Here is a 14,669-nt window from a genome sequence, read left to right on the forward strand (position 1 = left end):
ATTTCTTATGGGAATTTTGACAGAGATTCACAGAGCTTGCAGTGGAGGAGTCCCTATAACGCAGATATTTTTCTTGTCACACAACGGTGAGTGACAAGCGCCGAAATGATTAGAATAAACGAAAAATACAGGGAAATGTAAAAGTAAACTATAAAATGGAGAAAATATTATAGCAACACCAACATATTGCTCAAAATTCTTCTTTCAATAACATCCCATTATCGTAAAATTTTCTTGTGAAACAATGTGAAACAAGATTTTCCGACAAGTGACAGGCACCGAAATCTAGTAGAAATTTGGACTTCTACTTGTACACGATAGCCCTCTAACCCTTTCAACCCAATACTTGATACTTTAATAGTCAAATACATGACCTCCTTAGGATATATACTTAGAAAGATAATGGAATAATCAACTCTTTAATAGAAGAGACCTACTTTTTGTAGTAATGAAAATATGGTGGATTTTAATGTAGAGCGGATTAGAATAGTAGTGACAGTAGTGGTGATAGTGGTAGTTTAGTTTAGTTTAGTTAACTTAAAGTATAGTGAGTTTCTATTATGTCTCTCAAACACCCCCTTTTCATTCATTATACGATGCCTTTCACTCACTTTCTATAAGTTTTGATTACTCGACAGTGACAGGCATCGAAACTATCATACGTTCCCAAAATGTGTTAAATTTAAGTAAAGACTATGGAGGTTTTAATTATGACTTTACCTCAATCGGCTATAAATAAAGTTATAGAAGTTTTACCTAAGGCTGTTACTCCTGATATCATTTATCTTTTTGGTTCATTTGCTAATGGAACCACACATCCTAAGAGCGATATTGATATAGCTTATTTATCAAACTCAACTATTACTCCCTATGAACGTTTTTCACTAGCACAAAAGTTAGCATCTTCTCTAAACCGAGATGTGGATCTAATTGATTTAAATGCAGCTTCAACCGTCTTTCAAAGTCAAATTATTTCTAATGGTCAGCCTATATACTGTGTAAACGATGTTCGGAAGGCTGAATTTGAAATGTTGGTACTAAAGAAATATGCTAAGTTGAATGAAGAACGGAAGATCATATTAAATCGAATAGAGGAGAGCGGACAAATATATGAATAATGATGTTTTATTGAATAAAATAAGCACTATAGAGCATTGCATAAAAAGGATAAACGAAGTTTATGAAGGGAGTCCTTCAAGCTTAGAGGACTTTACAAAGCAGGATTCTATTATCCTAAATATCCAAAGGGCATGTGAGGCCAGTATAGATATTGCCATGCACCTAGTAGCTTCACAAAAATTAGGTATTCCACAAACTAGTAGAGATGCATTTGATTTCTTGGAATCTAATCATATAATAGATAAAAATCTGGCCCAGAAAATGAAATCTATGATCGGATTTAGGAACATAGCCGTTCACGATGATCAAAATGTAAATTTACAGATCGTACAATCAATTGTTGAAAATCACCTAAGCGACTTTTTCCAATTTACGAAGACTGTATTGAAACATAAGAATAATTAAAAACCCTCTCTATATTAAAGCCCTCTCCTACCAGAGGGCTTTACGCTCCTTACGATACCCATGTCTATTACACAATCTTCTTATCGTCTTTTAGTGATCAAACTGCTATATAGGTAATATCTTTATGTATAAGAATATTTATTGGGGATGTACACAGTTCACAAAATATATATGAAATAATCAAGCCTAAGGGTCACATATTTCTCCTACTTCTTTCTAGCTTACTTCATTAAACCTTAATCACCAACTGCCTTCCAGTTGAATAATATGGTTCATAGCAATAGTTAACAAACTCCTCCGATTTTTATCAATCAAATATCTTCTACAAGAAAAAGTCATGTATAATTAGTCACTCTCCACAGTTTATGAAACATCATGTGAAACAAGATTATTCGGTTGGGGACAGGCTGCCTCATCTAGCTTTTTACCGTCTATAGACTGTGTAAACTCCTTTTTTACCCCATGATAATAATGGTAAAAAGGAGAAAGTCCTTATTGTGAGCAAAACAAATAGATTAAGCTATTACTTAGGAAAATCAATTCGAGCAAGCCGAAAAGGTAAAGGCTATACAATAGAACAACTAGCTGAGAAATCAGAACTAAATGATAAATATCTCGGAGAGGTTGAACGAGGAGAAGTAAATATCTCTGTTGAAACACTTTTTAAGATTGCCAAAGGACTTAATCTAAAAGACCCTGCCGAACTTCTACAGGAGGCTAAACGAGAAGTTTACCCCAGTATGAATAATAGAGAATAGTTTCCACCTTTTTAAATCTGTACCTCAAACCTTCTAAACAGTCGAAAGGAGGTTTCCTCGCCTACTCAATTAACACCCAATATATTTCTTCTACCAAATTTCCTTATCGTTTCAAGAAATTATAGAATAACAAAAAACTAAATAATTTAATCATTCACAGGACTGTAGGTCAAGCAGCATTGTGTTTGCTTAATATTATAATTGGATAGGTGAAAGGATATGGTTGATTGTATGTCGATATATTTATCTATTAACTGTTCATACTGCGGATACCAAATAAAAGAAAGAGATCATGTAGTCATTGACTTTATAAATACCCTTTATCACAAAGATTGCTTTAAAGGTCCTGATCATCTACTAAAAGGAACCGGGACCTACCGCCAACTATGTGAAGAATTCCCTTTCTTCTATAAAGACCATGTGCTTAATTAGAAATATATTTATCCTATTCTAGTTGTACAAGAATACTTAATAATCCTACTGATATTAATTTGAGGCTTTCGAAGTAGAAGAGTACATATGCTCTGACATCAATATAATTTTGGACGAAGTGCAGAATGTCATTGGTGGTACATTTTGTTGGCTGTATTATGTATGAGAAAAGTGGTGGAAATTTTTATAACTGGAATAAACTTTGGGAACACGAGATCCGTCCCTGTGTTCTTCAGTCACTTGCCATAGGTTGTGAAACATTATGTGAAACAAGATTATTCGATTAGTGACAGGCACCCCATCCCCATCCAAAAGCATCTTTTGTGAAACATTATGTGAAACAATAAATATCGGGGAGTGACAGTCACCGGAACTAAAAAAGTAGAAAAACTGTCCATCTTCTTATCTTTTTGCAAAATAAAGTCCCTGTGGAACAACTGTGAAACAAGAAAAAACGGGGAGTGACAGGCACCCAAACTAATAAAGAGGAGTTTGCCGTGCTTCTTGACCGGGCGAAAGGTGAAAGATCCATAAATAATTTTGCTAATGAAACTGGTGTAAGTGCTGCTCACATCTCCAGGTTTCTTAGACAAATGATTGCTTCACCTCCCACTCCGGAAACGATATCAAAGTTTGCAGCAAAAGCTCATAATGAGGTTACATATCAAGACCTTATGGTTGCCGCAGGGCATTTAGCTAGAAAAGATGAGTCGGATGGAAATAAAGAAAACACAGTAGAGAGAGATTCTCCGCAGAACTTGAGAATGCAAATGGAGGAGTTAGAAAAAAAGTTTAGACAAGTCATATTGGCAGACCTTTATGAAAGTCCATATAAATGGAGTGTGGAAAAGACTGAGGAAAGGTACCGATTTCCTGATATGATTCTTAACATAGACCATGATGGATATAATAGGTGGTATTTAGACTTCAGACCTCATATTCCCGGACGCCGTCACCCATCTTTCCATCCATTCCATCTTTATGGTCGAATTGCAATGCAGGAATTTTTAGAAGCTGATAAATTAACTATTGTAGTTAATGATGAAAAAGATTTTAATATGATAATGAAAAGACCACCGCTTTCCCTTAGAGCTAATTTATATGTAATGCTAATTGATCTAGAGTGGGGTAAAATTTTAAAAGAAGAAATGCTGTGTAAATATATGAAGGATTAATTTAAGAGGATTATGTTAGGAATCGCATGATCCTCTTTGTGGTGGGAAAAGATAAAAAGCACGACAAATAAGCCCGCCAAGCCATTGTGGCCCAGCGGGTAACTTTCTATATCAAAATAATTTCTTTCTATTCCTTGAAATTCTTCTCAAATCGCCAAGCATCTCGGCACATGGCGATAATATCACGTTTTGCTGTCCAGCCAAGCTCCCTTTCAGCTTTTGAAGCATCGGCGTAGCATGAAGCGATATCCCCAGGTCTCCGATCCACGATTTCATAAGGGACTTCAATATCATTAGCTTCTTCAAATGCCTTTACTAATTCTAGTACACTAGTACCTTTTCCGGTTCCCAAGTTATAAACATGAACACCTTCAGTTAGGTTTTCCAATGCAGCAACATGCCCTTCAGCGAGATCTACCACATGAATATAATCTCGAACTCCGGTACCATCCACTGTTGGGTAGTCATTTCCAAACACACGTAATTTCTCAAGTTTACCTTTTGCTACTTGAGTTACATATGGCATTAGATTATTAGGAATTCCGTTAGGTGCCTCACCTATTTGTCCGCTCTCATGGGCACCTACTGGATTGAAATATCGTAGAATTGAAACTGAAAAAGCAGGGATTGCCTTTGCTATATCCGTTAGAATCCGCTCACTCATTGCTTTCGTTTCACCATATGGATTAGTCGTTGGTAGGAGACCCATTGTCTCTATAAATGGTACTCTATTATCTCCGTATACTGTAGCAGATGAACTAAAGACAAATCGATTCACATCATATTTCTGACAAGCCTTTGCAAGAACTAGAGTGCTTACAACATTGTTATAATAATAATCTAATGGCTTTTCTACAGATTCGCCAACCGCTTTAAGACCAGCAAAATGAATAACTCCATCAATCTTATAATTTCTAAAAATAACATCAACAGCTTCTGCATCGGTTACATCAATCTCGTAAAAATTAACTTCTTTATCAACTAAATCCATGATTTTCATAACCGTCTCACTCTTACTGTTAGAAAGATTATCAGCAATAATGACTGAATGTCCTGCTTCCAGAAGAGCAATACAGGTATGTGAACCAATATATCCGGCACCACCTGTTACTAGTATTTTCATTAATATGCAACCTCGCTTACTAATTCATTTTATTTAATGTAATTTTTCACCATATCAAATTGATCTAATATTAGAAACTCAAGAGCTAAGTCTTATTACTTTACGTATAAGCTTCAATCCTACACCAAACAACTTTCTATTTAATTCAGATTTCATAATAAATAACAGAATAAAATAAATAGGAGCACCTGTTATGACTTGCACAGCTGTAGTCTTATACCCAACTCCTAGGGAATTTCCAATATAACGAATAAACAAAAACATGAAAAAACCAGCTGTTAAATACTTCCATAAAGAACGGAGAAGTTTTTTTATTTTAAATTCATGACGAACAAAATATAATTGAACTACGATAACACAAAACTCTGCAATTACAGTAGCTATGGCGGTACCCGTTGATTGATATGGACCTATTAATAAAAAATTTAAAATTAAATTAATAATTGCTCCCATCACCACAGAATAAGTATATACCCTCATATTTCCGATTGGCATCAAGTATTGCTGTCCTATTACGTTGCTCCAAGCAATGAAAAGAACAATAGGGCTTATCACACAAATCAATAAACCTGATTTACTAAATTCGGGTCCAAAAAACCAAGGTGCAAATTCCAGAGCAATTCCAGCCAAACCAAACATCAATGGGATAGATAAGTATGATGCAAAATCAAATGAATGATAAAGATATTCTTTAACCCGGTTTATTTGTCCCTTAGCAAATGTATTTGCAACCCGTGGCAACATTACAACTCCCATAGCTGTAACAATAGACAATACTATTTTGACAACTTTATCTGCATTATCAAAATACCCAACTTCATTGGTATTGGAAAAGATCCCTAACATGGTCTTATTCAAAACAAGGTAAATTTGAATAGCAATCTGGGGGATAAATAAACTTATTGAAGGTTTTAAATGTTTTTTTATATCAATCCATTTTAACTTAACTCTACTAATTGTCTTTGGTAAGTATACCCATAAAGATAGATGCCCAAGAAATTGTGAGAATGCCAATATAAATACGTATATCCATAGATCTGTAGAAGTCTTTACAAATAAAAATATACAAATAACACCAATTACTCGAACAAATAAATTTCTTATAACCGTTTTTTTAAAATCTTCTAGTCCCATGTATAACCATGAGATATCTACAGCTGCAGCTAAGATGTAAATTGATTGAATTAAAAATATAGTTTGATAACTATCAACAACAAATAAAAATACTAGAAAGGCAGCAAAAGCACTACCAGTTGTAATTATTTTTAAAACAAATATTCCCCAGAATGTCCTACTTAACTCATCCTTATTATCCCGAACATAAGCTACCGTACGATTTCCATATAATGAGATTCCTATCGTACCAAATAAAATAAAGTACTGAACAATAGAATTGGTAAAGGCGTTGGTTCCTACTCCACTACTTCCCAAGACTCTTGAAACATAGGGAATTGTAATAATCGGAATAACAAGGGTAACTATTTGATAGATTACATTGTAAATATAATTCTTAGCAATACTCATTTAATATTACCTGTTTCATTTTCTATACTAATTCCCTCTTAACAACAGATAGGGCAGCTCCGATAACTTGATGCATATCATAGTATTTATACATTCCTAGACGGCCACCAAAAATAATGTTTTGCGTTTGAGTTGCTAACTCCATGTACTTTTTGAATTTTTCATTATTTACACTGTCGTTTATTGGATAGTACGGTTCTTCTCCTCTATGCCAATCTGCAGGATATTCTTTCGTAATAATAGTTTTAGGTTGATTTCCGAATTCAAAATGTTTATGTTCAATAATTCGGGTATATGGAGTTTCAGCGTCAGTGTAGTTTACAACAGCATTCCCTTGAAAATTCTCTTGGTTTAAAATAGATGTCTCAAATTTTAAACTTCTATATTCCAATTCACCAAATTGATAATCAAAGAATTGATCAATCATTCCTGTATAAACAACTTTAGGAAACTGATTTAAATAATCTTCTTTTTTCTCAAAAAAGTCTACTCCTAATTCAACATCAATTAAATCACTTGATAACATCTTTTCCACAATTTGTGTATAGCCTCCGATTGGTATTCCTTGATACCTATCGTTAAAATAATTATTATCATAAGTAAAACGAACTGGAAGACGTTTAATAATAAAAGCTGGCAAATTGGTTGCTTTCCGTCCCCATTGTTTTTCAGTGTATCCTTTTACTAATTTATGATAAACATCAGTACCTATAAGGGAAATTGCTTGTTCTTCCAAATTTTGAGGTCTTTCAATACTTGCTGCCTCTTTTTGCTCTTCAATCTTTTCTTTTGCCTGTTCAGGGGTCACAACACCCCATAATTTATTAAAAGTATTCATATTAAAAGGCATATTATAAATTTCACCTTTATAATTAGCTATAGGACTATTTGTATAACGATTAAATTCTGCAAACTGGTTAACGTAATCCCAGATTTCTTTATCATTTGTATGAAAGATATGTGCACCATACTTGTGAACATTGATACCTTCAATATTTTCCGTATAAATATTACCAGCAACATGATTTCTTTTATCAATTACTTTTACCCTTTTTCCTCGTTTAGCAGCTTCGTAAGCAAATGTACTTCCAAATAAACCTGCGCCAACAATTAAATAATCGTAAGTCATTTTTATCCTCCAATATTAAATATTTAACCCTTGTCTCTACAGAAACTTCCATTTACCCTAAGCCATCATGTAATCTTCTCTTTAATGACTGTTCAAAAAAGATTGAAGTCCTTAACTTGAGTTTTATACTAATTTTCGTTAATCCGTAATATTTGTTCATAAATGTCAGGTTACTTCCAATCAATTGAATCGAAGAAGAAGGACTTTATCTATTTATCCGCAAACAACATTATTCCTATTTCAATATAAAGGTCCATCAAATATCTGGTGGTGCCCATCCCCTATTTATTATTAATTGTTTTATCTAAAGCTATTTTAGTATAATAACCACCTTTAAGCTTTTCAGATATTTTAGAAACATTATTTAGCATTAGTATATATTCTTCTTGGCTTATATTACTTATGGACTCAGATATATCAAATAAGGAACTAACACATATTCCAATATTCTCTTTTTGAACAAAATCAGCAACTGCAGATTGATCCCATACAATTACTGGAATACCAGCTGCCAAATATAAAGATGTTTTATGAGGGTTATTAATTTTTAAGTACTCCCCATAATTTCCTGAGCAAGTATTAATTTCGTTCCCATCCCACACCAGCCCAAAACTGCCTTCCAATTTATTTAATAATTCTTCCGGTTGATATTGTCCATGATATATTATGTTTGATATCTGGTTCATATTTTTATAATTCGGTCCATATAGATTAAATATTAAGTCATTATCTAATTCTTTTAACCTATATACATATTTAGATTTATTTTCATCTAAATTCCCAGCAATAATAATACTTTTCTTTAGGTCCCTAATATCCTTCTTAGCGTAAAAATCAGATATATAATCAAAAATATCTAAAGAAATGATTCTTTGATTTTCTATTGTCATTTCATTAAGTAAATTTTTCATTTTGTCATTATGGCATATAATATAATCACTATTTTTTAAAAACCTTATTTCATCTAGGGATGTTGTTTTATCTTTTCCTCTAATTGAATGTATATCATGGATTAAAGTCGTCACATTCACTTTGCGTATTTTTTTAATTAGGCTAAGATATAATCGTACATATCTTTGACCAAAGGTCAGTGGAAATTGTATCAAGAGATTGGATCCTTTTTTAATTTCCATACAGATTTTAACCCAATCATATAAAACTACTAGAAATTGACGAATTCTATTTACGGCTCCTGTAACTTTATACTTTCTAACCTTTAATGGAGTATATCCGTAATCCAAAGCAATTTTATCAATATCATTTCGTGCTTTTGAACCCGCATGGTAATCCATGCCATTATCTTCAATAATTATATATTTCTCCATTTTGATCTCCTCATATTTTATGACTAATATCCTTTGTTTGATCGCTTCATTCTAGTGTTAATGTATCTTTACAAACCTTTTTGACTAATTTATTTTGAGTCATTCCAATTTCCCAAAAGTAGAAACTTGTCATTCGGACACAAAAAATTTGAGGTGCTTTGATATGGAACCTCTCGAGGTATATTTTGCTCAAAAACCGACATACCAAGGTGTTTCGAGTTATATTAACCTTTAGATTAATCTATACTGTTAATGCCTTGAAAAACATTGAATGTAGTATAGAAGTAAAAGGATACATTCAATTCTATAAAGGGAATACAAATTAAATTACTTTAGAATATCTAAACTTTTATACTTAGATTTTAGATGTAAAGTCTTTCAGTAACTATCTTAATCTAATTTCAAGTTTCGCCCGTCTGCTGCAAATACAGAACTGTTAATAACACAGGAATTCATACAAATACTTCTATTTTTAGGCGATCTTTGGCTTCTCAAAGGCTAGAAAGAGCCATGAGTCGATTGCCAAATATTAAATAATAGTTTTTCTTTTAGTTAAATCGTTAATATAATAATAAAAGTCCTTATTAATAAAAAATAGAATACTTTTAGAAAGGTCTCTCATATTCGATATATTTGTAAATAAGAATCTCAAGCTATTTTTTGGTATCTCTTTAAGCCTCGCCATGTAACATGCACTTAAAAATAAACTCGCTAAGTTATTTAGTAATATTTTCCTTAATTGTTTATTTTCTACTCCAGAAAAAATACTCTCTAATTCAAAGCAAGTATTTATTATATCTATAGAATTTTTTGTTTTATCCTTCACCTTTGTTATAGATCCTTCTCTTTGCCTATAACAATAAAATTCTTTAGGATATATTGTTATACGCTTAGCTTTTAAAAATACTCTTGGGGTAAATTGTTCATCCTCATGTAAAATACCTTCCTTAAAATATGTGTTGTTTCTTAATAAGGAAGACTTATATAGATTCAGCCCGACTCCCGCATACATACTTTTTTTACTGTAAAAATTAATTAAAAATTCTTCAGTTTCAAGGGTTGATTCTACAAAGAGATCGCTATCTCTAAAAACAGGGTAATTGTTACTTTCTGTATAGTATCTCAGTGCATTACCTACAACAATATCAGAATTATTCTTATTAGCTAAAATGTACATCTCTTCAAGTGCTTCTCTTGACAATAAGAAATCATCACTATCTAAAAAAGCAATATATTCACCTACTGAGTTGTTAATACCTACATTTCTTGCAGAGGAAAGACCACCATTTTTCTTAGTAAATATTTTTATCCTTTTATCATTAAATACTTTAACAATATCAATACTCGCATCTTTTGAACCATCATCAATTACTAAGATTTCAATATCCTTAAGAGTTTGATCAACTACTGACTGGATACATTCCTTTATATACTGCTGCACATTATATACTGGAATAATTACGCTTATTTTTACCATTTTTCAACTTCCCACCCCTAATCAATTTAAATACTTTTTAATTTTTGCAGGTACTCCCGCTACCAAAACATTTTCAGGAATACTGTCTTTAACAACGGAACCTGCCGCTATTACTACGCCTTGTTCGATATTTACTTGGTTTATGATCGTAACTCTAGTTCCTATCCATGTTCCAACTCCAATTCTTATACTGCTAGATATTCCCTGTCCTGCTCTTCTTTCTTCTGAACCTATTATGTGCCCTCCCGTATTGATAACCACATGAGGAGCTATATCAACATTATTTTCAATTTTCACAAATCCATTTCCATCTAAATTGAGGTTTTTTCCTATCCAACAATTTTCCCCAAACTGAATATTAATTTTGGGTCCAAAATATATTGGACCCACCACTTTGGTGTTGTGACCAACAGAAACTCCTGCTATTTTTAGTAAATTTCTCTTAATTTTAAAAAACCTAGTACCAATTAAAAAGTTATTAATTATCATTAAGCAAAATCTTATTTTAATAGATCTCATTAATTGTATCCCGCCTTAACCATTTGGTTATCAAAAATATATATTGCCAAAAACATATAACACCATATTCCTATATTATTACTACTAAAGAACACCATTTCTCCCATACTAATTAGTATTGGAGCAATTGGTAAAAAAGCAATGTTTTTAAATTCTCTTTTGTTCACCCAAAATATTTTAATTATATATGCTAAAAAAATAAAAAAACCAAAAATACCACTATATGAAAGCACTGATAAAATTAAATTTCCAGGTTCAACAATATATTCAAAACTAAATCCATACGACTTATAAGGTAATACAGGAACTGCAAATCCATTACCAAACCACGGATTATTTAAAAGGTTTGATGTCAAACTTTCTATTTGGCCAACACGAGAGTTTAATATTCCACCCTGCTCTTGTCCTTTGTAGAGATAAGTAATAAAAAATTCGTTAATGTTACTACCTAAAACGAGTATAAATGCTCCTATAGATAAAAAGGATATAACAATGATCTTTGAGATATTTTTAATGTTTAACAATAGAATATACAACAAGAATAATATTAAGCAGGATATTAAAGCTGTTCTTGATTTACTTAATATAACCATAATAACAGTTAGTGTTGGCACTACTATTAAATAAAGTTTATTAATGTTTTTGTTCATTTGAGCATTAGAAAGTACTAGCGCTATAAATAATACTGCTAATATGCCAAACATATTAGGCTGGTTCACTATTCCCTGAAAAGATACACCGTTTCTTAAATAACCAACTGGGAGTATAATAAAAATAATAGAAGGTAAGAAAACTAATGACAGTAGTTTAAGCATCCAATTGAGCCAATTTACTTTTTTATAAGTATAGCCAACCCCAATAAGTGTACCTATAAAAATCACAACGTAACTGAGTAGCTTAAATATAGCTACAATGGGTAAAGAACTAAAAACAAATGCAACGATGATATTATAGATAGTAAATAATATAACTAATAAAATGATAGAATTTACCCTTTTTAATTCATTCTTTCCTAACTTAAAATAAGAGCATAGTAAATAAAATGAACATCCAAATAATATAATCCATTTAAGGTTTTGCCAGTTTTCAATACCAACTGCAATACCAGGATTAATGATCGTCCTAAAAGTGATAAGATTTATTATTTTTATTGCTCCAACTTGCCTTTGCTTTAACAAAGTTAGTAGTAAAATTAAAGATATTAATAAGGTTATAGAATTCAAAAAACTAAATATAAGTAAGAAGATTAAGCCTATCCATTCGAATGTTGACTTTTTTATTGTAAGCCTTTCATGACTCCCTAGAGAAGAATTATTAATTAACATTTTTCTTTATCCTTATATAAGATTGAATCAATAATGCTCATATGGACACTAACCATATTTTCAATCGTATATTTTTGTATTTTATCTAAGCTATTTCTTGACATTTTCTCTACAACCTTCTGATCTTTTAACACATCAATTATTCGCTTTGCAAGAGCACTACTATTATTAACCGGTACTATAAAACCATTTTCATTGTCTTTAACAAGTTCTAATCCTGCAACACATTTATTTGTTGTGACAATTGGAAGACCAAAAGCCATCGCCTCATTTATCACAAGTCCCCATACATCTCCTCTTGTAGGTAGCACAAATAAGTCACTTACCAAGTAGTAATCCTTTAGCTCATCTCTAGATTTAAAATCAATAAAATACACATTTGATAAATTCAACCTATTCTTTAAATCCATATACTCTGGCGTTGGTTCGCCACCAACAATATAAATCCCATAGTTTTTTGGTAGATTTTCACTACTTTTAAGTAACACATCGAAACCCTTTATATTAATAAAACGACCAATAGATAAAATAATCTTATCCTCTTTAATATTAAGTTTGGACTTTATTTCGTTTTTCAAGTTTTCATGAGGAGGATTTGCTAATATATCTTTCTGTAATAAAGACGTGAAAGGATAAGTAATGATATTGTCTTTATTAGCACCATAGTGAACAAGGTAATCCGTAGTATGGTTTCCTGTACTTAACCAATAAGTTGCACTACTAATAAAGTGTTTCTTAATTAAATACCTGTATTTACTGTCTTCCTTAATAATTCCTCCATCTGTATTTAGAATAAAAGGGATTTTTCTTTTCCGCAGAGTTTCAATTGCTAGCATTCCTGTAGGCGTGCTATAACCACCGACTATAATAATGTCAAATAACTCTCTTTTTAGATATTTTGAAACATCAAAACATAGGGCCATATTCTTTTTAATTTTTTTCCCTTTCAGAAAAATAGCCTTGAAATTATTATAATTATTATTGTACCAGGATAAATTTCTTTCATCAGAAGTTTCCCTTTCAAACAACACAGTCAATTCACAGTGATTACCTAATTCATTAAAAAAATCAATTCTATAGGGTGAAGGAATATTAGTTAAAAATAGTATTCTTTTTTCATTTTTCACTAAAATAAACTCCTCATTTTTTGATTTCATTATTAAACATATCTATATGTTCTTTTATAGACAATTGATGTTCCACTTTATAAATCCCATATTCATAAGCTTTCTTTGAAGCTAGTTCATAGTTTTTATTATCCATATATAAGTAGTGTTTAATTGCATTAATATATTGTTCTTGATTTTCTAGTGATATATCATATCCAACCTCAAGTCTCTCTAATTTCCTCCATGGTGTCTGATCACTAGTAATTACAGGGCACCCTGATAAAAATGCCTCCTGTATTACATGTCCAAAATTTTCACCCTTTGTTGGAAACAAAAAGACATGGTAGTTAGATAATATATTAATCACCTCATTGTAATCAACAGCACCCTTATAATTAACAATTACTTTCCTACTTAGATTGCTTCTAATTGAAAGACATTCATTCCAATAATCCTCATCTTCAAGTGGGCCATAGATATCAAAAATAATCTCATTAAAAGAGTTTTCACTTTCATCTATTACTTTAAGTAGACTTAAGGAATAATCTATATTTTTAATTTTTGAAATCCGGGATACTGTTGCAATTTTTAACTGACCAGATTGCTTCTTTCTTAGAGAATCACCTGATTTTAAATCACTACTCACAATATTTCCTGCTTTTATCACCTTAGTATTATGCCCAAGTATAGTTAAAATATCTTGTTTATCAGTTATTGAAGTACATGTATAAGATTGTTTCCTCTGAATATTAAATAATTTGTAGGCTTGTAAAAAAATCTTCTTTTTTTTAGATTTTATCCCTAAAGCTCCTGAGGATAGCTCTCCTCTTGGGGCTACTATGACAGGTTTTTTAATAACATTAAGGTATTTTAATAACTGTATAATTATAGATTGTTTAGAGAAAAAACTATTTGTATAAACTAAATCATAATTTATATCTTTTAATATAAAGTTTATATATTTAAAGTCCTTCCCTTTGGGAACATAAAATACTTTTGCTCTACCTATTTGATTCCATGAGCCAATTTCTACATCGCTATATACATCTTTAGCGTTCAGGTCTCTATCCTCAGTAATTACATAAAAATCAAAATAATCACCTAGTGTTTCAACAAGATTTAATAGAGACTTTACTGGTCCTCCAAAAGATTTCCCAGGTAGATATGGACCTATTATTAATACACTTCTTTTCATGTACACAACTACTTTCATTCAAAATTCAAAATGTTACTATGTTAAATTACACGA

The 14,669-nt window shown here is 31.5% G+C and carries 14 protein-coding genes; 4 read left to right on the top strand and 10 right to left on the bottom strand.

What is annotated here, in order from left to right:
• Window positions 1-218: 218 nt before the first annotated feature.
• Entirely contained in the window at window positions 219-365 is a 147-nt protein-coding gene (locus tag ACFYKX_RS14135) for a hypothetical protein (RefSeq protein ID WP_389361707.1), read from the bottom strand.
• A 345-nt stretch (window positions 366-710) separates the two neighbouring features.
• Here ACFYKX_RS14135 and mntA point away from each other — a divergent pair, with 345 nt between their 5' ends.
• The 4 genes from mntA to ACFYKX_RS14155 all read left to right on the top strand — a co-directional run bounded on the left by mntA (window position 711) and on the right by ACFYKX_RS14155 (window position 3,889).
• Window positions 711-1,118 (top strand): type VII toxin-antitoxin system MntA family adenylyltransferase antitoxin, encoded by a 408-nt coding sequence (gene mntA / locus ACFYKX_RS14140; protein ID WP_389361708.1) that lies wholly within the window; start codon window positions 711-713, stop codon window positions 1,116-1,118.
• Entirely contained in the window at window positions 1,111-1,524 is a 414-nt protein-coding gene (gene hepT / locus ACFYKX_RS14145; protein WP_389361709.1) for a type VII toxin-antitoxin system HepT family RNase toxin, read from the top strand. Before mntA ends, hepT begins: the two co-directional genes overlap by 8 nt.
• Window positions 1,525-2,021: 497 nt before the next feature.
• Window positions 2,022-2,282: a helix-turn-helix domain-containing protein gene (locus ACFYKX_RS14150; RefSeq protein WP_389361710.1), complete on the top strand. Its 261-nt coding sequence runs from the start codon at window positions 2,022-2,024 to the stop codon at window positions 2,280-2,282.
• A gap of 893 nt (window positions 2,283-3,175) precedes the next feature.
• Window positions 3,176-3,889, top strand: coding sequence for a hypothetical protein (locus tag ACFYKX_RS14155; protein ID WP_389361711.1), 714 nt, complete (start codon window positions 3,176-3,178; stop codon window positions 3,887-3,889).
• 127 nt (window positions 3,890-4,016) lie between these two features.
• On the opposite strand, the gene galE is transcribed toward ACFYKX_RS14155, so the two are convergent.
• From galE to ACFYKX_RS14200, 9 genes are all read right to left on the bottom strand, one after another.
• Entirely contained in the window at window positions 4,017-5,012 is a 996-nt protein-coding gene (galE, locus tag ACFYKX_RS14160; protein ID WP_389361712.1) for a UDP-glucose 4-epimerase GalE, read from the bottom strand.
• A 78-nt stretch (window positions 5,013-5,090) separates the two neighbouring features.
• The gene (locus ACFYKX_RS14165; protein WP_389361713.1) at window positions 5,091-6,536 is read right to left on the bottom strand and encodes a flippase; all 1,446 of its coding nucleotides are present in this window, start codon (window positions 6,534-6,536) and stop codon (window positions 5,091-5,093) included.
• A 22-nt stretch (window positions 6,537-6,558) separates the two neighbouring features.
• The gene (gene glf / locus ACFYKX_RS14170) at window positions 6,559-7,665 is read right to left on the bottom strand and encodes a UDP-galactopyranose mutase (protein ID WP_389361714.1); all 1,107 of its coding nucleotides are present in this window, start codon (window positions 7,663-7,665) and stop codon (window positions 6,559-6,561) included.
• 281 nt (window positions 7,666-7,946) lie between these two features.
• A complete protein-coding gene (locus tag ACFYKX_RS14175; RefSeq protein ID WP_389361715.1) occupies window positions 7,947-8,990 on the bottom strand; it encodes a hypothetical protein in 1,044 nt (347 codons plus the stop codon).
• Between the two features lie 529 nt (window positions 8,991-9,519).
• Window positions 9,520-10,467: a glycosyltransferase family 2 protein gene (locus ACFYKX_RS14180; protein ID WP_389361716.1), complete on the bottom strand. Its 948-nt coding sequence runs from the start codon at window positions 10,465-10,467 to the stop codon at window positions 9,520-9,522.
• 21 nt (window positions 10,468-10,488) lie between these two features.
• Window positions 10,489-10,986 (bottom strand): acyltransferase, encoded by a 498-nt coding sequence (locus ACFYKX_RS14185; RefSeq protein ID WP_389361717.1) that lies wholly within the window; start codon window positions 10,984-10,986, stop codon window positions 10,489-10,491.
• Window positions 10,986-12,311 carry an O-antigen ligase family protein gene (locus ACFYKX_RS14190; RefSeq protein ID WP_389361718.1) on the bottom strand — a complete coding sequence of 442 codons (1,326 nt, stop codon included), beginning with the start codon at window positions 12,309-12,311 and terminating at the stop codon, window positions 10,986-10,988. Before ACFYKX_RS14190 ends, ACFYKX_RS14185 begins: the two co-directional genes overlap by 1 nt.
• A complete protein-coding gene (locus tag ACFYKX_RS14195; protein ID WP_389361719.1) occupies window positions 12,305-13,438 on the bottom strand; it encodes a glycosyltransferase family 4 protein in 1,134 nt (377 codons plus the stop codon). The genes ACFYKX_RS14190 and ACFYKX_RS14195 overlap by 7 nt, the downstream gene beginning before the upstream one ends.
• A gap of 13 nt (window positions 13,439-13,451) precedes the next feature.
• On the bottom strand, window positions 13,452-14,615 hold the full coding sequence (locus ACFYKX_RS14200) for a glycosyltransferase family 4 protein (RefSeq protein WP_389361720.1): 1,164 nt from the start codon (window positions 14,613-14,615) through the stop codon (window positions 13,452-13,454).
• Between the last annotated feature and the right edge of the window lie 54 nt (window positions 14,616-14,669).

Origin of the sequence: Cytobacillus spartinae (genome assembly GCF_042865285.1) — a bacterium.
Lineage (GTDB): Bacteria > Bacillota > Bacilli > Bacillales > Cytobacillaceae > Robertmurraya_A > Robertmurraya_A spartinae.